21 protein-coding genes are annotated in these 24,373 nt (G+C 37.2%); 13 read left to right on the forward strand and 8 right to left on the reverse strand.

All coding sequences use genetic code 11. The annotated features are described in order from the left end of the window. Positions 1–96: 96 nt before the first annotated feature. The 5 genes from OOZ15_RS02700 to OOZ15_RS02720 all read left to right on the forward strand — a co-directional run bounded on the left by OOZ15_RS02700 (position 97) and on the right by OOZ15_RS02720 (position 5,422). A complete protein-coding gene (locus OOZ15_RS02700; RefSeq protein ID WP_265954176.1) occupies positions 97–1,230 on the forward strand; it encodes a Gfo/Idh/MocA family protein in 1,134 nt (377 codons plus the stop codon). A 275-nt stretch (positions 1,231–1,505) separates the two neighbouring features. Further along, positions 1,506–2,648, forward strand: a complete 1,143-nt coding sequence (locus OOZ15_RS02705; RefSeq protein WP_265954177.1) for a Gfo/Idh/MocA family protein — start codon at positions 1,506–1,508, stop codon at positions 2,646–2,648. A 103-nt stretch (positions 2,649–2,751) separates the two neighbouring features. Next, positions 2,752–3,804 (forward strand): sugar phosphate isomerase/epimerase family protein, encoded by a 1,053-nt coding sequence (locus OOZ15_RS02710; protein ID WP_265954178.1) that lies wholly within the window; start codon positions 2,752–2,754, stop codon positions 3,802–3,804. 28 nt (positions 3,805–3,832) lie between these two features. Continuing rightward, positions 3,833–4,591: a 3-keto-disaccharide hydrolase gene (locus OOZ15_RS02715; protein WP_265954179.1), complete on the forward strand. Its 759-nt coding sequence runs from the start codon at positions 3,833–3,835 to the stop codon at positions 4,589–4,591. Then, positions 4,592–5,422, forward strand: coding sequence for a 3-keto-disaccharide hydrolase (locus tag OOZ15_RS02720; protein WP_265954180.1), 831 nt, complete (start codon positions 4,592–4,594; stop codon positions 5,420–5,422). A 251-nt stretch (positions 5,423–5,673) separates the two neighbouring features. Here OOZ15_RS02720 and OOZ15_RS02725 read toward each other — a convergent pair whose 3' ends face one another. Then, positions 5,674–6,792 (reverse strand): transporter, encoded by a 1,119-nt coding sequence (locus OOZ15_RS02725; protein ID WP_265954181.1) that lies wholly within the window; start codon positions 6,790–6,792, stop codon positions 5,674–5,676. Between the two features lie 166 nt (positions 6,793–6,958). Continuing rightward, positions 6,959–8,479, reverse strand: coding sequence for a vanadium-dependent haloperoxidase (locus OOZ15_RS02730; protein ID WP_265954182.1), 1,521 nt, complete (start codon positions 8,477–8,479; stop codon positions 6,959–6,961). A 111-nt stretch (positions 8,480–8,590) separates the two neighbouring features. Here OOZ15_RS02730 and OOZ15_RS02735 point away from each other — a divergent pair, with 111 nt between their 5' ends. The 5 genes from OOZ15_RS02735 (at position 8,591) to OOZ15_RS02755 (ending at position 15,298) form a co-directional block, all read left to right on the forward strand. Further along, positions 8,591–9,271 (forward strand): LytR/AlgR family response regulator transcription factor, encoded by a 681-nt coding sequence (locus OOZ15_RS02735; RefSeq protein WP_265954183.1) that lies wholly within the window; start codon positions 8,591–8,593, stop codon positions 9,269–9,271. A gap of 161 nt (positions 9,272–9,432) precedes the next feature. Next, positions 9,433–9,732 (forward strand): helix-turn-helix domain-containing protein, encoded by a 300-nt coding sequence (locus tag OOZ15_RS02740; RefSeq protein ID WP_265954184.1) that lies wholly within the window; start codon positions 9,433–9,435, stop codon positions 9,730–9,732. Next, positions 9,725–11,380: an Eco57I restriction-modification methylase domain-containing protein gene (locus tag OOZ15_RS02745; RefSeq protein WP_265954185.1), complete on the forward strand. Its 1,656-nt coding sequence runs from the start codon at positions 9,725–9,727 to the stop codon at positions 11,378–11,380. The genes OOZ15_RS02740 and OOZ15_RS02745 overlap by 8 nt, the downstream gene beginning before the upstream one ends. A gap of 1 nt (position 11,381) precedes the next feature. Next, positions 11,382–14,132, forward strand: a complete 2,751-nt coding sequence (locus OOZ15_RS02750; protein WP_265954186.1) for a BpuSI family type II restriction endonuclease — start codon at positions 11,382–11,384, stop codon at positions 14,130–14,132. Then, on the forward strand, positions 14,129–15,298 hold the full coding sequence (locus OOZ15_RS02755) for a DNA cytosine methyltransferase (protein WP_265954187.1): 1,170 nt from the start codon (positions 14,129–14,131) through the stop codon (positions 15,296–15,298). The genes OOZ15_RS02750 and OOZ15_RS02755 overlap by 4 nt, the downstream gene beginning before the upstream one ends. Here OOZ15_RS02755 and OOZ15_RS02760 read toward each other — a convergent pair. The 6 genes from OOZ15_RS02760 to OOZ15_RS02785 form a co-directional block, all read right to left on the reverse strand. Continuing rightward, a complete protein-coding gene (locus OOZ15_RS02760) occupies positions 15,295–17,916 on the reverse strand; it encodes an ATP-binding protein (protein WP_265954188.1) in 2,622 nt (873 codons plus the stop codon). The two genes, OOZ15_RS02755 and OOZ15_RS02760, sit on opposite strands and share 4 nt — an antisense overlap. Positions 17,917–18,042: 126 nt before the next feature. Then, complete coding sequence (gene pyk / locus OOZ15_RS02765; RefSeq protein ID WP_265954189.1) at positions 18,043–19,473, reverse strand: pyruvate kinase; 1,431 nt, start codon at positions 19,471–19,473, stop codon at positions 18,043–18,045. Next, positions 19,466–19,942 (reverse strand): IPExxxVDY family protein, encoded by a 477-nt coding sequence (locus OOZ15_RS02770; protein WP_265954190.1) that lies wholly within the window; start codon positions 19,940–19,942, stop codon positions 19,466–19,468. Before OOZ15_RS02770 ends, pyk begins: the two co-directional genes overlap by 8 nt. A gap of 104 nt (positions 19,943–20,046) precedes the next feature. Continuing rightward, complete coding sequence (gene rnc / locus OOZ15_RS02775) at positions 20,047–20,787, reverse strand: ribonuclease III (RefSeq protein ID WP_265954191.1); 741 nt, start codon at positions 20,785–20,787, stop codon at positions 20,047–20,049. A gap of 17 nt (positions 20,788–20,804) precedes the next feature. Further along, positions 20,805–22,055 (reverse strand): beta-ketoacyl-ACP synthase II, encoded by a 1,251-nt coding sequence (gene fabF, locus OOZ15_RS02780; RefSeq protein WP_265954192.1) that lies wholly within the window; start codon positions 22,053–22,055, stop codon positions 20,805–20,807. A 103-nt stretch (positions 22,056–22,158) separates the two neighbouring features. Further along, positions 22,159–22,392: an acyl carrier protein gene (locus OOZ15_RS02785; protein WP_008989958.1), complete on the reverse strand. Its 234-nt coding sequence runs from the start codon at positions 22,390–22,392 to the stop codon at positions 22,159–22,161. Between the two features lie 280 nt (positions 22,393–22,672). Here OOZ15_RS02785 and purN point away from each other — a divergent pair, with 280 nt between their 5' ends. From purN to OOZ15_RS02800, 3 genes are read left to right on the forward strand one after another with little or no spacing between them, the layout of a single operon-like run. Then, the gene (gene purN, locus OOZ15_RS02790) at positions 22,673–23,236 is read left to right on the forward strand and encodes a phosphoribosylglycinamide formyltransferase (protein ID WP_265954193.1); all 564 of its coding nucleotides are present in this window, start codon (positions 22,673–22,675) and stop codon (positions 23,234–23,236) included. Beyond that, positions 23,229–23,711, forward strand: a complete 483-nt coding sequence (gene rnhA, locus OOZ15_RS02795; RefSeq protein WP_265954194.1) for a ribonuclease HI — start codon at positions 23,229–23,231, stop codon at positions 23,709–23,711. Before purN ends, rnhA begins: the two co-directional genes overlap by 8 nt. 43 nt (positions 23,712–23,754) lie before the next feature. Then, positions 23,755–24,351 carry an START domain-containing protein gene (locus OOZ15_RS02800; protein WP_265954195.1) on the forward strand — a complete coding sequence of 199 codons (597 nt, stop codon included), beginning with the start codon at positions 23,755–23,757 and terminating at the stop codon, positions 24,349–24,351. The last annotated feature ends 22 nt before the right edge of the window (positions 24,352–24,373 follow it).

A 24,373-nucleotide genomic window follows, 5' to 3' on the forward strand; every position in this document is an offset into this window, starting at 1 on the left:
TATAAGTTTTAGGGTAAAGTCCGAATCTTAACAGGTTTGGGCTAACCAGAAACTATATAATATACTTAACTATACAACATTATAAACTAAAAGCATATGAGTGCAAAAATAAGATTAGGAATTTTAGGTGGAGGTGGCGACTCACTGATTGGTGTATTACACAGAATCGCTTCTTCCATGTATGACAGCTATGAACTGGTAGGAGGTGTTTTCAACCCTAATTTTGATGAAAACATTGGTTTTGCTAAAGAAATCGGTATTCCAACCAATCGCATTTACAAGGATTTTGACACCATGATGGAAGAGGAATTAAAACTCCCTGAAGATGAACGTATACAAGTGGTTTCTGTGCTTACTCCAAATTTCCTCCATTTTCCAATGGCTAAAAAGCTGATAGAATCCGGTTTTAATGTCATCTGTGAAAAACCTATGACAACTACATATGAAGAAGCTAAAATTCTTCAGGAAACACTGGAAAAAGCCAATACTATATTTGCGGTAACCTATACCTATACAGGTTATCCTATGGTGCGCCAAATGAAAGAAATGATCGCATCAGGGGTAATCGGAAAGATTCAAAAAATTGATGTTCAGTACTACCAGGGATGGATCAACCCTATTATCCACGATAAGGAAAAAAGGGCTGCTACCTGGCGTCTTGACCCTGAAAAATCAGGGATTAGCTGTTGTGTGGGTGATATAGGTACCCATGGTTTTGATATGATCGAATATGTGACCGGTATGGAAGTAGAAAGTGTCCTTGCTGAACTGAACTACCTCTACAGCGACAACAAAATGGACATAGACGGGACTATGCTTCTTCGTTTTCCGAATGATATAAAAGGCCTGCTTAGAACCAGCCAGATCGCTACCGGTGAAGAAAACAATTTTACCGTGAAAATATACGGAAATAAAGGCGGCTTGAAATGGGAACAAGAAAACCCGAACTACCTGTACCACCTTACCGAAGACGAACCATTAAAGGTTTTAAAACCCGGACATGCGTATAACAGTGAACTTTCGCTAAGCGGAACAAAACTTCCTCCAGGGCATCCGGAAGGAATCTTTGATTCTATGGGAAATATATACAAAGGTGTAGCCAAAGCCATTAGGAAAGAACCGTATCATCCGGGAGAATTCCCAACGATGAAAGATGGTGTTCGCGGTATGAATTTTATTGAAAAAGCAGTTGACTCCCACAAAAAGGGAAATGTTTGGGTGAAAATTTAACCAGACATTCAACTAGAATACAAAAGGCTGTGTAAATTAAGCGTTTACACAGTCTTTCCATATGCAGGGTTTTTCTTAAAATTCCCATAAACCCTTCGCAAAATCATTATTATTCTTTATCTTATATTGAACAAAAAACATTATATCAACTACCTTGGGGACAAATCCTTGAGGTATTCAGATGAATAAACCTTAATAGCATTGGGGAAACCTGCCTAACGATAGTCAGGTTAAACCCACTTAGTTATTGGGATTCAAAAAAATCAAAATAACACATGAGAAAATTAAGAATGGGCATGGTTGGTGGCGGTCTCGGTTCTTTTATGGGCGATGTTCACAGAAAAGCCTCCGGTCTTGACGGTATGTTCGAATTGGTCTGCGGAACTTTCAACAGAAGTCCGGTAAAAACAAAAGAAACAGGGAAAGCTTTATCTATTCCCGAAGAAAGATGTTATGGAAGTTTTCAGCAAATGATCTTAAAAGAAAAAGAACTTCCGGAAGGCGAACGCATGGATTTTGTAACCATCGTTACGCCCAATCATTTACATTTTGAACCCGCAAAAACAGCTCTCGAAAATGGCTTCCATGTAGTGTGCGACAAACCGATGACACTTACCGTTAATGAGGCCAAAATAATACAAAAACTTGTCAAAAAAACGGGCTTATTGTTCGCCCTCACCCATAATTATACCGGAAACCCTATGGTAAAACAAGCCAGGGCCATGGTACAAAACGGTGAGCTGGGCGACATCATAAAAGTTCAGGTGCAGTACCTACAGGGATGGATGGCCAAAGAACTCGATGATCAGGCCTCGATAAAACCTTGGCGTGCCGACCCCAAAAAATCAGGGATAGGTGGTTCTCTTGCCGATATCGGGACACATGCCGAAAACTTGACAGAATACATCACCGGGCTGAAAATAAAAGAACTCGCTGCAGATCTGGGAAGAATCGGGGAAGGAAGAGTACTCGATAACGACGGCAATATTCTTTTCCGAATGGAAAACGGAGCCAAAGGTCTTATGTCTATTTCCCAAATTGCCGTAGGTGAAGAAAACAACCTTGCCATCAAAGTTTATGGAAGCAAAGGAAGTCTTGAATGGAATCAGGAAGAGTCGACCAAACTTATCGCGAAGTGGATTGACAAACCGCAACAAACATTTACTCCCGACGGAAACGGCATCTATGATTCGGTTCGAGCTGTCTCCCGAATTCCGGTGGGTCACCCCGAAGGATATCTGGAAGCATTTGCAACGGTTTACAGGAATTTTGGCGAGCACCTTCAAGCTGTATTGAACAATAAAACCATTGAAAAACCGGATTATCCTACCATAATCGATGGTCTAAGAGGTGTTCAATTTATTTATGCTGCCGTAAAAAGTGACAAAGCCAATGCTCGTTGGATAAAGTACAAATAAAGAACCCGTCTTATTTTTTTAAGACTTTAAATTTTTAATCAAGTAATTTTCTCGATAAATTGCTTGATTCTTATTTTAGTGAAAACCATAAACAAAAATATAAATGAAAACCATCAAAGGCCCCGCCGTTTTTTTAGCACAATTTGTAGATGATAAAGCTCCATTCAACTCTTTGGACGGCATGTGCAAATGGGCTGCCGACCTTGGATACAAAGGAATACAGATTCCTACTTGGGAAAGTTTTTTGATCGATTTGGACAGGGCTGCGGAAAGCCAAACCTATTGTGACGAACTGAAAGGGAAGATCAATTCCTACGGACTTGAAATAACTGAACTCTCCACACACTTACAAGGACAGCTTGTAGCTGTTCATCCGGCTTATGATATCATGTTTGATAATTTTGCTCCGGAAAAAGTAAAGAACAATCCAAAGGCAAGAACAGAATGGGCCGTTGATACTGTAAAAAAAGCTGCCAAAGCCAGTAGAAGACTTGGTCTTAATGTACATGCTACATTTTCCGGTGCCTTGCTTTGGCATACCTTCCATCCTTGGCCACAACGCCCTGCAGGTTTGGTAGAAATGGGGTTTGAAGAATTGGCAAAACGCTGGATGCCTATTTTGAACGAATTTGATGAACAAGGGGTTGATGTTTGTTATGAAGTGCATCCCGGAGAAGACATCCACGATGGCGATACTTTTGAACGTTTCTTGGAAGCCACCGGAAACCATAAGAGAGTCAACATTTTGTATGACCCTTCTCATTTTGTCCTTCAGCAATTGGATTATATAGAATATATAGACCACTATCACGAATTCATCAAATCCTTTCATGTAAAAGATTCAGAATTCAACCCTACGGGGAAAAAAGGAGCTTTTGGCGGTTACAATAGTTGGGGTGACAGAGCCGGAAGATATCGTTCTTTGGGTGACGGACAAATAGATTTTAAAAAGATCTTCTCAAAACTCACACAATACGGATGTGATGTTTGGGCGGTAATGGAATGGGAATGCTGCATTAAAAGCCCCGAACAAGGAGCTAGGGAAGGTGCGCCTTTTATCCAAAAACACATCATTGAAGCTACCGAAAAAGTATTCGACGATTTTGCCGGAGCTGAAGTGGACAAAGCAAAGCTGAAAAAAATACTCGGATTATAAACCAACTAAACAACAAAAAATGAAACTTATGAAAACGATCACTTATGTATTTATCGCTTCTTTGATGCTTCTCTCCTGTAAGCAAAAAAGTGATGAAAAAAGGATGGAACAAGCAGAAGTTGAAGAAACGGCAACCGTAGAAACAACAAAGAAAGCTAAAGAAAGCGAATGGAAAGTGCTTTTTGACGGTTCTTCTTTAGACGCTTGGCATGTCTTTAATGCTGATGAAGGAACAGCGGGAGGCTGGACCATCGAAGAGGATGTCCTGATTTTCACGCCCGGAGATGAAAGCGGAGATCTTGTCACCAATGAAGATTATTCAAACTTTATCCTTTCAGTAGACTGGAAGATTTCCGAAGGAGGTAATAGTGGGATCTTTTGGGGAGTTCAAGAAGGTGAAGAATACAAAACAGCATACCAAACAGGTCCTGAGATACAGGTGTTGGACAATGAAAGACATCCGGATGCTAAGGCGGGTAAAACACATCAGGCCGGAGCCTTATACGACATGGTGGCGCCAAGCAAAGATGATGCTGTAAATCCTGCAGGAGAATGGAATACCTGTGTGATCAAGGTTGATCATAACACTAATCAAGGTTCAGTTACTTTAAACGGAACTGTAGTTGCAGAATTCCCTGTACACGGAGAAGAGTGGGGCAAAATGGTTGAAAATTCAAAATTTAAAGGCTGGGACGGTTTTGGAACTTCAAAGAGCGGAAAGATTGGTCTACAAGATCACAGAAACAAAGTGTATTTCAGAAATATAAAAATCAAAGAGATCAAATAAATGAAGCAAATATATTTATCTGCATTTATCCTTGCCGGACTCATGTCCTGTAACAATGCTCCAAAGCAGTTAGCTGAAAAAACTGCTGAGCAAGATAAAAAAGAAGCACCCTCTGTTATTGTTTATGAAGAATACAGTGGGGAAGACCCCACAAAACCGGAAGAAACCGAAGTCTATGAGCCGGTTCCGCCAAAAGTAAACCCAACAGAAAAGAATGGTGCTCCCAGTGATGCTATTGTTCTTTTTGACGGGAAAAACTTCGATCAATGGATAAGCACCAAAGACAGTGCTGCTGTCGATTGGCATCTTAACGACGATGGAAGTATGACGGTAAAAAACAAAGCCGGTGATATTCAGACCAAGAAAAATTTCGGTAGTGTGCAACTGCATATCGAATGGAAATCCCCTGCGGAAATTCAAGGAGAAAATCAAAGTCGCGGAAATAGTGGAATCTTTTTACAAAACCTATATGAAGTACAGGTGTTGGACAACAACGACAATGACACTTATGCAAACGGACAAGTAGGTTCTATATACAAACAAAGTATTCCGTTGGCCATGGCCTCTGTACCCACCGGAGAGTGGAATACCTACGACATTATCTACCACGCTCCCGAATTCAATGCAGAAGGCGAAAAGATAAAATCGGCTACAATTACGGTAATACACAATGGGGTTCTTATCCAGGACCACACAGAGATAAAAGGAGCCACCTCTTATATCGGTTGGCCTAAAAACGAAGCACACGGAAAGAGTCCATTAAGGCTTCAAGACCATGGAGACAATAGTCGTGTAAGCTATAGAAATATTTGGGTTAGGGAATTGGATTAACTCCCTTAGCAAAATAAAGAAGAGGTCTAAAAAGTAATATAAACAGGGGTATTGTCAGGTTGAGCATTGCTTGAAATAAAATATATTTTTATTGAAAGCACATGGTATAGCCATCGAAACCTATTTGTTGAGTTCTCGATAAGCTTCGCTTGATATCTTCAATTCAAAATGTATTTTGAATCTCGATAATGCTCGAACCAACAGGAAACAAATTTTTAGACCTCATTCTTCTTTAGAACAAATAACTAATCTTATAAATCCATTTCGTGGATATCTCCTATTTTAGGCTTTGATTTTGAAAACCTGTAAGACAAGCTGAAATTAATAAGGTAATCGGCAAAAGCCGCATCGCCAATCCTGTACTCCCCGGTTTCGGCCGTTCTTTGCTTATCGCTATAACTTTGAATCCTGTTTCTCTCTACGGCTACAGGAACATTTAAACTTAAGGTTAGGTTATTGGCACTGTAATTAATTCCCGGATCTACTGAAATGGCATATCCTGGTCTTCTGTATCCTGCACTTCCTCCAATAAGGTCAGACGATGGCACGCCTTCAACTCTTCCGCCCAGATAAAAACTGAGTCCTGTTATCTTTGGATAAAACAACGTACCTAATTGTGCTGCATATTGATCGGGTACTGAAAATTCGCTCGTTCCTCTACGGGTTAACACTCCGTTGGTTTCTTCCGGATTGGATAAATAATACAGTGTTGTTGTTAATGTAAAACTATGCGACAACATATAATAACCCTGCATATCCAGATTAAAACCAAGTCCGCCATCACCCGGCTGAATGGACTGATCTACAACACCTTCTACGTCCATATCGTTATTATCTCCTTGATTATAAAAAGTATCATCATAGGCATACTCTCCGGTTGGCAGTTTGATTCCTGCCCCCAAAGCAAAATTATATGCTTTGCCGGGTTTGAATAACCAATATCCTAAGCCCATTCTCATGTCAGACAATCCACTGGAACGGGTTTCATGCCTTTCCTCACGTCCGTGTTCATACAATGAAGAGCGTATGTGTGAAACAAACGGTAGCAAAAGATTGGCATACAGTCTGTCTGAAATACCATAATTGAATGTAATATCAACAAAATAAGAGTCATTTATTACATTCGTTCCTTCTTCAATTCGGTGTGTTTCTTCTTCTCTCCCCCTGAAATGTCTGAACGACTCGAAATACCTAAAATTAGTCCCGACCAAAAAATCCCCTTTATTTAAATTAGCCCCAGCACCAATATTTCCTGAACATGATGAAAAACCGCGAATGGCTACACATCCTTGTGCATTCGACTTAAATATGCCCAAAACAGCACATAGTATTCCTGTTAAAACCAGTTGTTTTAGATGGTTATTATTCATTTATTTAAAAGTTAAAAGATTGATTAATAATGGTTATTTAAAATTGCTTTGATGTTGGCTTGGGTATTGCCTGTGGAGAATAAAACGAGCCACGACAAATTCTAAAATTTGCCGAAAATACTATTAAATCGGTAAAATGGGAGACACCTGGCCTAAAAAGCATTTGCTATTCCTCTAGTTTTGCTACATCTGACGCTTCTTCTCCTATAAGCTCCAAATATTTTTTATAGTTATACCGGGCTATTTTACGTCCTAGCTTCAGCGCTTCAATATTATCTGCCTGAATATGGTAACCGCCCATTACTCTTGATATACCGGCCATTTCACCGGCTTTAGTAAATGTTGGGAATTTAAGCACTACCGGATCATCCGTATTATTCGGTTCGGTAAGGGCTCCCGGCACTAATTCTACCTCAGTACCAAAGGCATCATCTCCTGTAAACAAACGCAAAGCTTCTGCACAACCCCCACTAATGGTACTATGTCCGGAAACATAACTCGGGAAGGGCGGGCATAAAAAAGTATCGGGGGAATACGGTCTCCATTTTTCTCCATCCATTTTCATCATTCCTTTTTCGGGACCGCCCCAAGCTTTGATAAGCTGGTCTTGGTAATATTCGTGAACCAAAGCATAAGGGCGAGCAGAATCGTAAAACATCTTGGCATCCCAGCAAGCTATAAACCCATCCATGGCAACAGATTCAACCAAGAAATACATTTTTACATCTTCATCTAGCGTATTCTGGTCGCGACGGGAAACATCTAGCGCAAAGATAAGCCAGTGCCCTGCCTGTTGTGCCGACTTAGGACCGTCTCTCATAAACTCGACCAAGGCTTTGTCCTCCGGGCTTAAATTCGCCTGAAGATCGATCACTTCTTTTACCTCCTTTTCCATTTGTTTAGACCCAACCTTAGGTGGAGGCCCCGGACGAAACTGATCGGCCGATTTTAACAACAACGGCTTTACGTGTTGCCAAAACGGCGTTAAGCACCCGGGAGCAAACTTCCCGCCCTTGCCATCAGAAAAGTATTTGGGTTGCCACCGGTCGATATCGACTATACTATCTACCGGATTAACGGGCTTATAGCCTGTATAGTCAAAATACGGTTGTCCGTTAGAGCCTTCTACTTCGCCATATTGGTTAGACATATCGTTATGCCGGGCTTCAATCACTGTTTTGGCGGCCAAGTTTCCTATGCCTTCGGGAGTATTCGAGTCAAGGGAAGTGTTATCAGGATCCAGCCCAAGTTCTTTCATCTTGTTCCTGAACAGGGTGCTATCTGAAAAATAGTATTCGTTCAAAGCCCTATAAGCGGCATAACTAATAGCAATCTCCTTGTTTTTTAATATTCTTTCTGCTTCTGGCCTGCGTTCTACTCCTTTTAAGTATAAAGGGGATGCTTTTTCATCGTAACGGGTCCAGGCATCAAACATCGAAGTAAAAATAAGTCCAAGGTACCTCGAAGTAATCGTGGGTCGGGGCTTAAATCGATCGGTATCCCTTGCGGTGCCTTCAAAAGCTATCTGCGCCCATTGATGGGCCACATTGTCTTCGCCCCTTGGTTGCTCATCGGTTTTTAGCTGATTTTCAGCAATTTCTTTTTTGTTGTCTTGTCCTCTTTTACAATTTGTAAACGCTATCAGCAGTATAACGACAAATGACAATTGAATTAGTTTAGTTTTCATATTAGTTAGTTTTAGTAAGTTCAATAATAAGCTTTTGAACCGCACGGGATTTATTTTTTACACAGATTACGTATATTGCTTTACGAAATACACCATATATTTGATAAACAGATGAAATGCCTTATTGTAGATGACGATCCGTTGATGTGTGACTTGCTTGAGCATTTTTGCAGTAAGGTGGATGCCATTACCCATGTTATTACCACTACTTCGGGTTTTGAGTCGGTAAACCTTATCAATTCCTCTTCTTTTGATTTGATTCTACTCGATTTTAACCTTCCCGATATTAATGGGGAAGAGATTTTAAAAGCCATCGACCCTAAATCTGCGGTAGTAATGGTCACTTCTAATAAAGATTTTGCTTCTCATTCTTATGAATATGACCAAATTGTAGATTTTCTGGTAAAACCGATAGATTTCCCCAGATTCTTCAGAGGGATTCAAAAAGCTCAGGATTTTGTAAACAGGTATCGGGAAAAAGATAACAGGTTGTTTATAAAAGAAGGGAACAAACTGGTAAAAGTAGATTTGGAAAAGGTGCTGTTTTTTAAATCGGAAGCCAATTATATTTCCGTAGTATTCAAAGAAAAAAAGATCCTTACGCTGATGGCGTTGAAAGAACTGGAAGTGAAGTTGCCGGATTTTTTTCAACGTGTGCACCGCTCCTACATTGTCAACCTCAACAAAATTGAATCCATCGACAACAATGCCATAACAATTGGAAAAATGCACCTTCCTGTAAGCCAAAGCCACGAAAAGGAGCTCTACCAAAAAATCAAGCTTTTAAATTAGTTTGTTTTCATAAGATGTTCTCTGCAAGTTGAAAACCAAAAGAATTTGTCCTTACCTAGGCATGAATAAAAGAATGTTGAAAACTTCTAATCAATATAAGTTGACTAATTACACAGAAACAATTACATTTGACCTAAACAGGGAAAGTCAACTATGGGAAAATGACTATTGGACAAAAAATAAAAACCTTACGAGAAAATGCAGGAATGCTACAAAGAGAACTTGCATATAGACTAGAGGTTGGAGACGCATTTATCAGCAAGGTGGAACGAAATCAAAAAAACCTAAAAAAAGAACATTTAAAGACAATTAGCAGGTTGTTCAAAGTTCCATACTCTGAACTCGAAACCCTTTGGTTAGCCAATAAAATCTATGACATAATAAAAGATGAAAAACAAGCAATTGATGTTTTAAAAGTTGCCGAAGAACAAATAAAATATAAAACCCATAAAAATGATTAGTACGATTTCAAAACCAAAATATGAGATAGGTGACATCGTTCAGTCATTTGAAGAACAACTTGAACTGTTCTTTTCTAAAGAACTTGATAAAAGGGTTGAAAAACCTAAACCTAATGAAAACTTAGGACAAGTTTTTACCTCCCCTCTTCTTGCCAAATTTATGATTGGATTGCTTCAAGAGAACATTAATCCCAAAATATCACTTCTTGACCCTTGTATTGGGCCTAACACCTTTTTTAAAGCTATTCCTCACAAAAAAGCAAATTGCTATCTAAAAGGAATTGAAATAGATGAAAACTTAGTTAATGAAGATACTAAGAGTTTTTATAATGAACCTAAAAGGACATTAGTTAACGGAAGTTTTTTTGATTTAAGCACTTCAGAAAAGTTTGACTTAATAATTCAAAACCCCCCTTATGTAAGGCAAGAATTGTTATCAAAAGGCATAAACTCAAAGGGTGCAATTCAAAATACACTTTCAAATAACGTTTCAACTATCCCTTCACAATCTAACTTATACATCTATTTCCTATTAAAAGCTATTTTACACCTTAAAGAAAATGGGATTATGGTCGCTGTAATATATGACAGTTGGCTGTACAGTAGTTTTGGTACATTTTTAAAGGAGTCTTTTATTAAATTGGGCTTTTTGGAAAACATATACCATTTTAAGAAAAGTGCTTTTGAAAATATTGAGGTTGGGGCTACAGTTATTAAGTTTCATAAAACTAAAAATACAAGAAAATCGGTTTCATACTACTCGCTTAACAACCTAAATGATATAAAATCGTATGGCAGTTTATCTCTTAAATCCCAAAACTTCAAACAAAAAGAACTATTAACCCACTCTTTTAATAATGGCAGCATTGTTAATTATAAATCATCTTTTTTCAAAAAAATCAAATCGATAGTATCCCAACCCATTCAGCGAGGAACTTCTGCTATAATCAATAAATATTTTATTTTCAACAATAAAAAGTTCCCTGAACTGAAACCGATAATTAAAGATGTATACCAAATAAAAACTTATTCCACTTCTATAGGGAATGCTTATATTTTAGCTTTAAACGGTTCTATTTCGAAATCAACTAAAGAATATATTAGCTCAATCAAGAATGAGATTATCAACACCCCTTCAGACAAGTACAAGGCCGTTAAAAAGAACATCCATTTAAACAAAAATTGGTATGGTATAAAAATAAAAAACTGTGGCAATTTTATTTTCAATTACTACTTGAGAAATAACATTGACTTTATATATAACCGGGATAGGGTTTTGTCATCAGACAATTTTTACTCGATTAACATCAATGAATCCCCATTGGCTCATTTGGCAATTTTAAATTCCACATTTACAAAGCTGTCTATTTTAAATAATTCTAGGAGTCAAGGAAATGGGTTGAGAAAAATACAGCTTTATGAATTTAATGAAATTAAAGTTGTTGACGTCAATAAAATTTCAAACCAATCACTAAAGAGGCTTGAAAAATTAGGTGAAACTTTGGCAAATGAAAACAGATATGACGATAACCAAAACGAGATAATAAGAAAAATAGACGCAGTTTTATTAAAGGAATATAACGAATACAACAATACTTCTATCGAACTAGAGGTAATAGAAAGTGAACTAAAAGAATACATCAATTAATATGATAAATCTATGGTATAACTCTGATGAAGTAACAGGTTTTCATCCAGTTGTAGAAAATGCAATAAATAATGCTATATCAAATTGTGGGTATGACACTTTATTAGAGTTAGAACACCATCCATCAATCCCAAATAGTACGATAATTCCTGATTTTGCTATCAAACTAAAATCTTCAAACCGATATATCTTTGTTATTGAAGTAAAAAAAACATCTCGTGATGTAACCTCTCAAAGATTTCAAAATCAGTCTCGGTCATATGTATCTGATTTTTCCCCATATTGGGAACCAGGTTATCCAAAATACTTTTGCTTAACAAATATTGAAGAGTTAATTCTTTTTGCCGATAGGCAAGGTCCAATATCAACTTGCATATTAAAAGGAAATCCAAAATCTCATACTCGATTTAATCCGCAGACTCGTGATGCTACTCAAACTAGCTTAGAGTTTCAAGCTACTTTTGAACAAATATTACCTTTAATTGTTAACCGAACACAACCTGATTGGGATAACAATTGGCAACCAATCATAGATACATTCTATCAAAATTACCAAAGTGTAAGTAGTAGTCTTGGTTATAATAAAGAGCTATCTGATGAATTATCCCTATATGAGTTTTTTAGACTTTTGGCATTTACTTATTTAAAAGATTATTACAATCAAACCAATAACTCTAATCAGAGTTATTTTAGAAGTTTCCCTTCACAGAGTGACAGCCTACAATCCTTTACTAATAGACTTTCAAACAATTATACCAGAGTTCTACAACTAGATTTCAATCAAGTTTTCTCAAATCACCCAAATTCTACAGATAGAATTTTTCCTGAAAATTTTAATGTATCAATTATTCAATACTTTAAAAACACGATTCTGGCATTGAATAATTATGGTTCTCAAGCGGTATCTGACAACCCTTTGCCTGAATATATTTTCAATCTGTTGACTTCAAAAGTCTATGACAAAGAAATCCTTCATAAAAAGGGAAAAATTATGTCAGACACAGAACTATCTATATTATTATCTACAGTTACAATTGACAATCCTAATGCATCAGTTTTAGACCCTTGCTCAGGTGATGGTGCTTTGTTAGATGCAGCATATGATTATCTCAATATTCTAAATCTAACCAATGGCAACACCCTAACACATAATCAACTATTAAATCAAATTAACGGTATTGAAATTGACCCATTTTTAGCACAGTTAGCAACGTTTAGGTTAGTTTCAAAAAACCTTTCAGGTGTTGATAATACAACAAATGCAAATATTATTGCAGGTAGTACATTCAGAAATTCCAATAATTCTGGATATGATGTCGTTTTGATGAATCCTCCTTTTTTAAGAAATGATAACCCAGATGCACCAATTACAAGTGCTGACAAAACATTGATGAATAATGCTATTACAAGTTGTGGTCAAACAAATTTCGTAACTCTTGCATCACAGCCAAATCTATATTTCTACTTTGTTAATTATGTCTGGCATTATTTAAACAATCAAGGAAAAGCTGGTATTATTTTAATGGCTAAATTTCTAAATAATGAAGAGGGAGAACACTTAAAACAGTTTATTTTAGATAAAGTTGATGCAATTATTTTATATCCAAGAAACTTCTTTGAAGATTTCAAAGTAACAACTGTAATTACTGTGTTAAATAAACAACCATCTAATGAGATTAAGTTTTTACGTATAATAGATTCTGATTTATTATCTAGACCTAATGACATAAAGTCTATTCTAAACTCAACTACAACGACTACAATCACATCAGATTATACTTTAAAAATTACAGATAGAAACATAAATGCTTCTGACAATTGGAAAATGCATTTCAATGACCCAGAAGATAAATTTGCTGCCTTAGACACCCTTCAATTTTTAGAACCACTAGGTGATTTCTTTACCAACAAAAGACGAGGTGGTGCCGAAAACAGTGGCGGTTCAAAAATTATTTTTCCCGACTTTACAAAATCACCATATTTAGGTATTTCAAATTCAAATAAAGGCTTTGGTATTAAAAATAGTAGAGGTTCAAGAAGTTTAATTTTAGAACAAGCTGATTTAGAACAAGAACTAGCGATTCATTTTCCAAATCGATATGATGACTCATCGGTTAATGGACTAGGAACAACTTATCAATCTGATACTTCTCTTAATTCAGTTTTTACGGCAAATAATACAAATGATTCTGCTAAGTGGAAAAGGATTGTAAATGCTGCTTATAGAAACAAAGTCAATTTCGATATTTTAATACCAAGAGCTGAAAGAACCAAACACAGTTGTTATTTTAATCCTTTTACATCTCCTGTAGTATTAACCACAAACTTTTTTTACCTATCAAGTTTTGTAAACGGAAACACTAATTCATCTATTACTGAAGGAAGTCAAATTAAATTTATTACTGCTTATTTAAACTCTTGTTTTGGACAAATACAATTTGAGATACATTCAAACAATCAAGAGGGTTTAAGAAAACTTGAGGGATTTCATATTGATGAATTAAAAGTTCCTGACGTAAAACAACTAACAAGAAATGAAATAGATTCAGTTATTACTGCATTTGAAAATCTTAACTCTCAAAAAACAACAGTAAGTGGAGACGAAGGGATTACTACACCAAGAAGGCAACTCGATATAGAAATCGCAAACATAATTTTTAATAGGAATAGCTTAGGGTTTCCCAATGCTAATCAATTAACTGATTTTTTTGAGCTCTTTTTAGCTGATTTAGTTGAAGACAGAAGATTATGAAAAAAAACAACACAAAGGTCATCGGATTATTTTCTGGCTGTGGAGGTCTTGATTTAGGCTTTAAGCAAGCTGGTTATGACTTAATATGGGCAAATGATATTTTAAAAGATGCGTGTGAAACGTATAAATTAAATATTGGTGACCACATTATTAATGAAGACATTACTAAAGTCGATTTAAATTCCATTCCTAAGGCAGATATTATAATTGGCGGTCCTCCTTGCCAAGGTTTTTCCGGCATAGGTAAAAGAGACCCAAATGACAATAGATCAGCATTAGTTTATTCCTATTTAGATGTGGTAAATAAAATTGAGCCTAAAGTTTTCCTTTTTGAAAATGTAACAGGAATAAAATCTTCAAAGGCGGCTGACGGGTCTAAAGTAATTGACAATCTTAAAGAAGCCTTTGAAGCTATTGGTTATCATATAAACATTCATACCCTTAATGCTGCGGATTATGGTGTGCCTCAGAAACGAAAAAGGGTATTTATCATTGGTAATAAATTTGGAGTTGATATAACTGCTCCCAGTCAAACTCATTATGAGAACGAATCAAATAAAAAGAAATGGATTTCATCGTATGAAGCAATTTCTGATTTGGAATCACCAACTGACGACGGTATCGTGAAATACAGGAATTCTCCAATGTGTGATTATCAAAAATTAATGCGTAAAAATAGCGATAACACAACTTTACAAATAACACCATATTCAAGCCCGACTGACAAAGAAATTATAAAACATGTTAAACCAGGTGGCAATTATATGGATGTTCCAGATGAAGTTTCAACCAAACGAATAATGTATTTTAAAAGCACTGGAGGTAGAACAACCACATATGGAAGACTTGATCCCAAAAAACCTAACTACACATTAAACACACATTTCAACAGACCGAATATTGGATGTAATATACACTATGAAGAGGACAGAATGATAACAATTAGAGAAGGTTTGAGATTCCAGTCTTTTCCAGATGATTTTCATTTAATTTCTAAAACGAAAAGAAATTATTATGTTCAAGTTGGAAACGCTGTTCCCCCATTATTATCAAAAGCTTGGGCGGAACATTTATTTGAATATTTAATTGAAAAGCCCAATACTAAAACCGCACACTTAGTGATAAGTAGAACGGAAAAAGTACGAACGCACATTAGCTCAATTTAAATTAACGTCCGCTCCACCCTAAAACAACACATATAAAAGGCAAAGGCATTATTTATCTTTTCTAAATCCTCTTTTTTTAGTGCCATTATTTGCTGCGGAAAAAGGGCTGAAAGTTCATCGAGTTTTAAATTATTGATATGTACAATCAATTTATGCTGAATGGATTCCCATTCTTTTTGATTGGCATCAGCAACCGCTTTGTCTATCCTGTCTAAATAGGTTTCAAACTCCTTATGCAACAAGTCCAGCACTTTTTTTATTTTTTGCGCCTCTTCATCATAATTTGAATAGATATTGGAAAAATCCGGAGCAGTCCATTCCCGGCTTCCCAAAAGAGTGTAAACAGCATCTTTTAACTCCTCTACCCGAAAGGGTTTTTGAAAATGCCATATTTTTCTTTGTAATTTCTCAGGCTCCAACGCCGATGTAATAATTACCGGACAAGTAATTTTCTTTTCTTTTATGAGTTGCTGCAAAACAGGATAAAACTTTTCCTGCCCCAACAACAAATCGCTTATCACCAAATCGGGTTTGTTTGCTTCAAGATAGTTGACGGCAGTTTCAGGGTTGTTCAGTTGTGTTATATCAATAGCGTCATCGGCAAGGACATGTTTAATCAATTCCGTAGTAGAAATATCATCCTCTATATGAAGTACCTTGTAATTTTTGGAAAGCGTTGGTAGCAGAGGGGCTTGTCTGTCCTTATTATTTGTTACATCTTCTGCAGTGGTCGGCAGCACGGGGAGGGTCACACAAAATTCAGAACCTACTTCTTTTTCAGAAGTTGCTTTCAACGTCCCTCCAAACAAACCGGTGAGTTGTTTCACTATCGACAAACCGAGTCCATAGCCTCCATACCGGCCCGACAAGCCTTCCCCTTCCTGAAAAAACCGGTCGTTTATTTTACTCAGGTTTTCGGCTTTTATGCCTATGCCGGTGTCTGTCACTTTTATTGTAAGCTTGTCTTCTTGACTGATGTGGGCTTGCAATTTAATGGTTCCTTCATAGGTAAACTTAATGGCATTGACTATCAGGTTGATGACAATTTGTGACAGCCGCAAGGGGTCGGTTTGGTAGGTTTGTTCCTCAAGTTTTTTATCTATGTCTATTGTAAACTTTAATCCTTTTTGTAGTGCATCATATTGATAACTCGAATGGATCTCTTTTAAAAGTGCTGCAATATTTGTTGTTTTGTATTCAATTTTTAATGCCCCCTCTACCAGTTTTTTATGATCGAGCACATCGTACACCAATCCGGCTAAATTATTGGCGCTCCTCTCGAGGGAATTAATAATAGGTCCTTGATCTTCTGAAGGTGAATTTTTATACAACAACTGAATCAACCCCTGAATAGCATTAAGTGGAGTGCGCATTTCGTGGCTCATGTTCTGTAAAAATTCATCCCGTTGTGCCTTGGCTTGTTTTTCTTTTTCGAGTGATGTGTTCAGCTTTTCAACATTTTGGTCTATTTTAGCTTTCATTTTGGTAAAAGCTTTGGCCAAAACACCTATTTCATCTTTTCTGTTGGTTGGAAGGTTTATCGTTGTTGTTTTTCCTTTGTCATAATTACTGATTGCGTTGGTGACCTGGTTGATTTTTTTGGAGAAAAAATTGACAAAAAACCAGGAGATCAAAATAGAAAGCAAGCACACCCAAACCAAGGTCTGTATGCTGTTTTTTCCAACTGCTCGCGCACTTTGCAGCAACACACTTTCCTCGATTAAGGATATAAAATAGATCTTTCTTTTCTTGTTAAAATAGCCTAATTCCCTTGTGTAGCTAAGATAATGATCGTTTATTGTTTTTGGGCTACCGGCTTCTTCGCCTGTAACCGGCAAGATCGATTCCTGGTCGATATTAAAATCCGCATAAAAATTATAATTGCTCTTTTTCTGAAGGGCAAATGTCTTTTGTTCTTCCGGTGCGTACAAATATTGACCTTCTGCGTCTATTAAATAAAGTTGGGGTTCTGGTTCTAAGCCTGAAATCTGGCCTAATGTATTGTACAAGTCCCTTAAATCTACATTTATAATAACAATCCCCTTTATCTGCCCATTATTGAAAATAGGGCTGGCCGCCCTTAGAGTTGGTATGTGGGGTTCACTAATTACCCCATATTCTTCATTTAAATTTATCTTTGAAAAATAAAGCTCGTCTGCTTTGATATGAACTGCTTCTTTAAAATAATCCCGATCCCCTTTTTCCTGAAGATCATCTGATTTAACGATCTTACCTTCCTCTTTATCGAAACGAATAATTTCCTTTCCGTTATTCTCAACCCCTATATAACGTATCTGGAAATAAGATTTTTTATTTTTAAGTATCGTATAAAAAAGTTGATCTATGTCTTGCGTTGCTTCTTTATCTGAATTGGCAACATAATTTTGAAGTGTCGGACTTGAAGCAATTACGGCAATATCGTTAGAAACCTCTCCCAATAGGGCATAAAAAGACTGCTCTGCCAGTTGTGAGACATAGGTAATACGCTTTTTGGAATATTCTGTAATTACCTTAGAAGACTTTTCGAACACCAAATACCCGGATAAAAGTATGGCAAAAATTATAAGTCCCGTAAAGAACAAGGCTGCCCGGGTAACTATGGAATGTCGAAATTTCATTTCGTCTGATTGGTGTGTGGAAACGAAATTAGGTTTTATTTAAGTTGAATGCAAACAATAGAAAGTGCCTGCCCCATTTATCCAAATAAGGCAGGCATCATCTAAAAAATAATATCTATATCCTTTTTAATCGATTTCGGTTACCCTCAACGTGTTTACCATTCCTTTTTCCTGAATAGGCATGGCCGCAAGACTGATCATCATATCTCCTTTTTCCAAAAAGCCTTTTTCTTGAGCCATGGTAGTAACATCGTCTATGGTTTGATCGGTACTTACGAATCTATCATAATGAAAGGCTTTTACACCCCACAACAAACTCAATTGCGTTAATATCCTTTCATTGGATGTGAACACCAAAATATGCGCTTTTGGTCTCCAGGCCGAAATTTGGAATGCTGTATATCCGCTATTGGTCAATGTAGTAATCACCTTTGCATCGATCTCGTTGGCCATACTCGATGCATGATAACAAACTGATTTTGTAATATATCTTTTTGTTTTGATGTGTGGTGGTTCAGCAGGAACTTTGATCAGGTTTGAATGTTCAACACTTTCAATAATGCTCGACATACGTTCTATTACCTGAACAGGATAAGCTCCAACCGAGGTTTCTCCTGACAACATCACAGCATCTGCACCGTCCATTACCGAATTGGCAACGTCATTTACCTCAGCACGTGTGGGTGTTAAGCTCGAAATCATGGTTTCCATCATCTGCGTAGCGATAATCACCGGAATCCTGGCTTTTTTAGCTCTCAACACCAACTGTTTCTGAACCAATGGCACTTCCTGTGCAGGAATTTCAACTCCTAGGTCACCACGTGCTACCATCAAGCCGTCGCAATGTGCAACGATCTTGTCGATATTCTCTACTGCTTCCGGTTTTTCAATCTTGGCAATGATCGGTATTTTATGATCTGTATGTTCATTGATCAGTTTTTGAAGATCCATCAAGTCTTCACTGTGTCTTACAAACGATAGTGCGATCCAGTCTACATCCTGTTTGACCGCGAAAATGGCATCTTCTACATCTTTTTTGGTAAGTGCCGGCAGGGAAATATCGGTATTTGGAAGATTCACTCCTTTTTTGGACTTTAGAGGTCCTCCTTGTAATACTTTTGCTTTAACTTCTTCTTTTTTATTGGTTGAAACAACTTCAAAAATCAACTTTCCGTCGTCCAACAAAATACGTTCCCCGGGATTTACATCTCTTGGGAATTCTGCATAGTTCATGTACACACGGTTTGCATCACCTTCAAATGCTTCTCCGGTCACAAATGTTATTTCATCTCCTTCACTTACGGTCACATCTTCTTTCATGACCCCAACACGCAATTTTGGCCCCTGAAGATCGGCAAGAATGGCACTGTTATATCCAAATTCTGCATTCAGGGAACGTATCATCTCAATACGTTCTTTTACATCGTCATAATTAGCATGAGAAAAGTTGATTCTAAATACGTTTACGCCCGCCTCAACCATATCTTTTAAGACTTTCTTGGTACTTGTGGCGGGACCAAGCGTCGCTACAATTTTTGTCTTTTTCCTTTTAGGCATTCGTTAGAAAAATTAAGTTATTTTTAGATTTTAATTGTTGTGTGTCTATTTTGTATGCAGTTATTATTCCCGGTATCTTTTTAATCTTTATCAGGGCCGGAATTTCATTTTTATAAGTCCCTTCTTCATCTATTTTAAGAAAATAATCCACTTTGTTGTATTCCGGTATTAAGAATTTGGCTTGTATTGCCGGGTTTTTCCCAAAAAGGTCGGGTTCAGTCCTATCCAGCACAACCTTTGCTTTGTTTTTCAACAAATTCCAAGATACTTCGTTTTCTTCATCAAACCATTTAAATGCCGGGACGTTTCCTTGTTCTGCAATATTTACATCATTATCCAGTCTTTCCAATTTTATATTTAGCTCTAAATTCAAAAAATAAGCCAACCTGTAATCCTCTAAAGAACCGTGGATTGCGATTAGGGTGTACGGATGTTCATAAAAATCATCTAATAGTTTATAGACCGCCATAAATAAGTTTACACAGAAGTGTAAATATATAATTATAACTATGACTTAGCAACTTTTAACTCCCTGATTGCAGTGAATTTAATACGAAAACGATGTAGTTTTTGTTATAAAAATTCGTCGATTTTATCTTGAAGTGCATAATATGCCCTTTTCGAAGCACTTTCTTCTGCCTTCTTCTTTGATGTCGCTCTTGCCTTAGAAATTAACTTTTTATTAATGTAAAGTTTTACGGCAAAATGCTTCAATTCGTCATTTCCATCATCTTCATAGGTATCAAAAAGAAACTCTTTTTTCTCTTTTTGGCACCACTCTATAATCAAACTTTTATAGCTTATTATTTTCCCTTCCAAACTTTCGATATCCACATAAGGTTCTATGACCCGCTTCCTGATAAAACGCTCACAATAGTGATAGCCCTGATCGAGAAAAATGGCTCCAACCAAGGCTTCAAAGACATTTCCGTGGATATTATCCCCAAAATGTTCGTTTGGAATCTTACTTTTTACAAATTTGATGAGGTTGAGGTCTTTTCCCAATTCGTTGAGATGCTCCCTACTCACCACTTTTGAACGCATTTTAGTGAGATAACCTTCGTCGCCCGTAGGTACTTCCATAAAAAGATAATAGGAAATAATGGTACTGAGCATGGTATCTCCCAAAAACTCCAATCGCTCGTAATTTATTGGGAGTCCGTCCTCGTTTTTTTCATTTACAGACCGATGTGTAAATGCCTTTTTATAATATTGAATGTTTTTAGGCTTAAAACCAAGTATTTGCTGAATTTCCAATAAAAAATCCCCGTCATCTCGTGACCGGGAATTAAATATTTTCCGAATGATTCTCATTCAATAGGGTTGATAATCTAATCCAGCTTTTTAAAAACAACACAAGCATTATGACCTCCAAAGCCAAAAGTGTTACTCATAGCAACCTTAACGTCTCGTTTTTGTGCTTTGTTAAGGGTTAGGTTCAAGTTGGGGTCTATGTTTTCATCTACGGTGGAATGATTGATGGTAGGAGGCACCAATTTGTGTTCCATAGCCAAAATAGATGCAATCGCTTCTACAGCTCCGGCAGCACCGAGTAAGTGACCTGTCATTGATTTTGTAGAATTGATATTGATGTTTTTTGCGCTTTCGCCAAATACTTTGCCAATAGCTTTCAGTTCGGCAACATCGCCAAGCGGAGTGGATGTTCCATGCGTGTTTATCGCATCGACATCTTCCGGTTTAATTTCGGCATTTTCCAGACAGTTCTTCATTACTGCAACAACTCCAATCCCTTCTGGATGTGGCGCTGTCATGTGATAAGCATCTGAAGACAATCCGCCTCCAATTATTTCAGCATAAATCTTGGCTCCTCGGGCTACGGCATGTTCATATTCCTCAAGCACCAAAGCTCCCGATCCTTCTCCAAGTACAAAACCATCCCGATTGGCATCAAAAGGTCTTGAAGCTGTTTTTGGATCGTCATTTCTGGTACTCATGGCATGCATAGCATTAAAACCACCCATTCCTGCAGCTGTTACAGCTGCTTCAGAACCTCCGGTCACTACCACATCGGTAGTTCCCAAACGAATGGAGTTCAATGCGTCTATAATTGCATTTGCTGAAGATGCACAAGCAGATACAGTAGTGTAATTGGGACCCATAAATCCATTTTTGATGGAAATAAGTCCGGGCGCAATATCGGCAATCATTTTAGGGATAAAGAAAGGATTGAACCTCGGGCTTCCGTCTCCCAATGCAAAGTTGGTTACTTCTTCCTGAAAAGTCTCCAATCCTCCAATACCGGCTCCCCAAATAACACCTACCCTGTATTTGTCCACTTTTTCGACATCAAGACCGGAATCTTTCAAGGCCTCGTCTGCCGTTACCATGGCATACTGAGCAAAGCGATCCATACGGCGCGCTTCTTTTCTGTCTATAAAGTTTGTAGGGTCGAAGTTTTTAACCTCACAAGCGAATTGCGTTTTAAATTTGGACGCATCAAAATGGGTCACAGGTGCAGCTCCGCTAACACCATTGACGAGGCCGTTCCAATATTCTTCTACAGTGTTGCCTATGGGCGTCAACGCGCCTAATCCTGTTACTACAACTCGCTTTAATTTCATCTGAATACTTTTTATTCTGATAAATACCAATCTATCAAAAAAATTTATTCACGCCAAAAAAGCATGAATAAATTTTTTGATCTATTTCCTTTTATAAAAACGCTTATTTTGCTTCTTCGATATACTTAACTGCTTGACCAACAGTAGCAATGTTTTCAGCTTGATCGTCCGGAATTTGAATATCGAATTCTTTTTCGAATTCCATGATTAATTCCACAGTGTCTAATGAGTCTGCGCCTAAATCGTTAGTGAAGCTTGCTTCTGGCACAACCTCGTTTTCATCTACACCTAATTTGTCTACGATAATCGCTTTTACTCTTGATGCAATGTCTGACATAATTTTTTTGTTTTTAAAATTTAAATTGTTGGCAAAAATAAAAAACTTTGCTTTAAAAAAACGTTTTGGGACTAAAATGTGCTTTTAAAGTTAATAATTTTTAATTCAACTATTTTATTTTTGCCTTCAATTTCTTGATTATTATTCTTTTTTTTGCCTAAAAATAAAATGCTTACATATTAAAAACAGAGACATTTCCTTCATCTACACATTTACTAATCAAGATGAAAAGATATTGACCTATTCTTGAATGTTTTTTTATTTTTAAAAATATAAACATATGAAAAACATCGTCATTTTCGCTTCGGGATCGGGAACCAACGCCGAAAACATTATAAAATATTTTGAGCAGACTGTTTCAGCATCGGTCACCACGGTACTTTCCAACAAACGTGACGCCAAGGTACTCGATCGCGCCAACACCCACAATAAAAGCGCATTTTATTTTAACAAAACAGCATTTTTCAATGGGCAAGTACTACAACTATTGGATGCTTTAAAACCCGACTTGATCGTTTTGGCCGGATTTTTATGGAAAGTACCTTCAGCCATCATCAATTCCTTTCCCGATAAAATAATTAACATCCATCCGGCGTTATTACCTAAATATGGAGGCAAAGGCATGTACGGAATGCGCATTCATGAAGCAGTAGTGAACAACAAGGAAACAGAATCGGGCATTACTATACATTACGTAAATGAACAATATGACGAAGGCAACATTATTTTTCAGGAAAAAATAGCTGTAACGCCTTCAGATACCCCGGAAGATATTGCTGCGAAGATCCACGAACTGGAATACACACATTTTCCGAAAGTAATTGAAAAACTGCTTCATGACTAAATTTGATGTACATATTTATACCGACGGTGCTTCTAGGGGAAATCCAGGCCCCGGAGGTTACGGAATTGTAATGGAGTGGGTTGGAAAGCCGTATAAAAAAGAATTTTCCAAAGGTTTTAAGAAAACCACCAACAACCGAATGGAACTTATGGCTGTAACCGAGGCTTTGAAAAAACTGAAAAGGCCAAATACAACGGTCAAGGTTTTTTCAGACTCAAAATATGTAGTCGATGCCGTTACAAAAAAATGGGTCTTCGGATGGGAAAAGAAAAATTTTAAAGACAAGAAGAACCCCGACCTTTGGATCGATTTTTTAAAGGAATACAGAAAACAAAAAGTACATTTTCAATGGATAAAAGGACACAATAACCATCCACAGAATGAACGCTGTGACTTTTTGGCCGTTGAAGCTTCAAAAAAACCAAATTTAAAAACAGACAATGGATTTGAAAACAATATAAAACCCTTATTATAACATAGAACTCGTTTAAACGAGTTCATAAATAAATTACCCCTCAATGAAATTATTCCTCATCCTTTCATTACATTTTGCCGTAATACCGGCACACTCCCAAGAATGGAGTTTAAAGCGAAACAGTAACAACATACAGGTTTTTACCCGGAATCTGGATTCTACCAAAATCAATGAATACAAAGCTGTACTCATCGCCAATACCACAGCAGAAAAAGTTGTGGAAATATTGACCGACGGGGACAAGCTTAACACGTGGAATCACAAAACCCCAAAAAGTAAAACCCTTAAAAAGATTTCAGACAAGGAAATCGTCCTCTGGATGGAAAATGACTTGCCTTGGCCCATTAGTGATCGCGATAATATTTCACATCTCTTTGTCAGTAAGCCCGACAGTATCACATACAAGATAGACATTCTTCCAGGAGACTCTAGCCTTGTTGAAAAAGACCAAAGAGTAATCCGAATGGATCATTTCCAGGGGTTTTGGCTGGTCAGAACCCTTGACCAAGATTCCGTTGAAGTCACTCAACAAATGTACGGTGACCCAAAAGGCAATATCCCCCCATGGCTTGTCAACTCCATTTTGATTGCATTTCCATATCATTCTTTTGAAAATCTGAAAGAAATACTGGAAAACTAAACGTATATTTGCACAAAAATTT

Origin of the sequence: Galbibacter kalidii, from assembly GCF_026241135.1 — a bacterium.
In the GTDB taxonomy this organism is placed as follows: Bacteria; Bacteroidota; Bacteroidia; order Flavobacteriales; family Flavobacteriaceae; genus Galbibacter.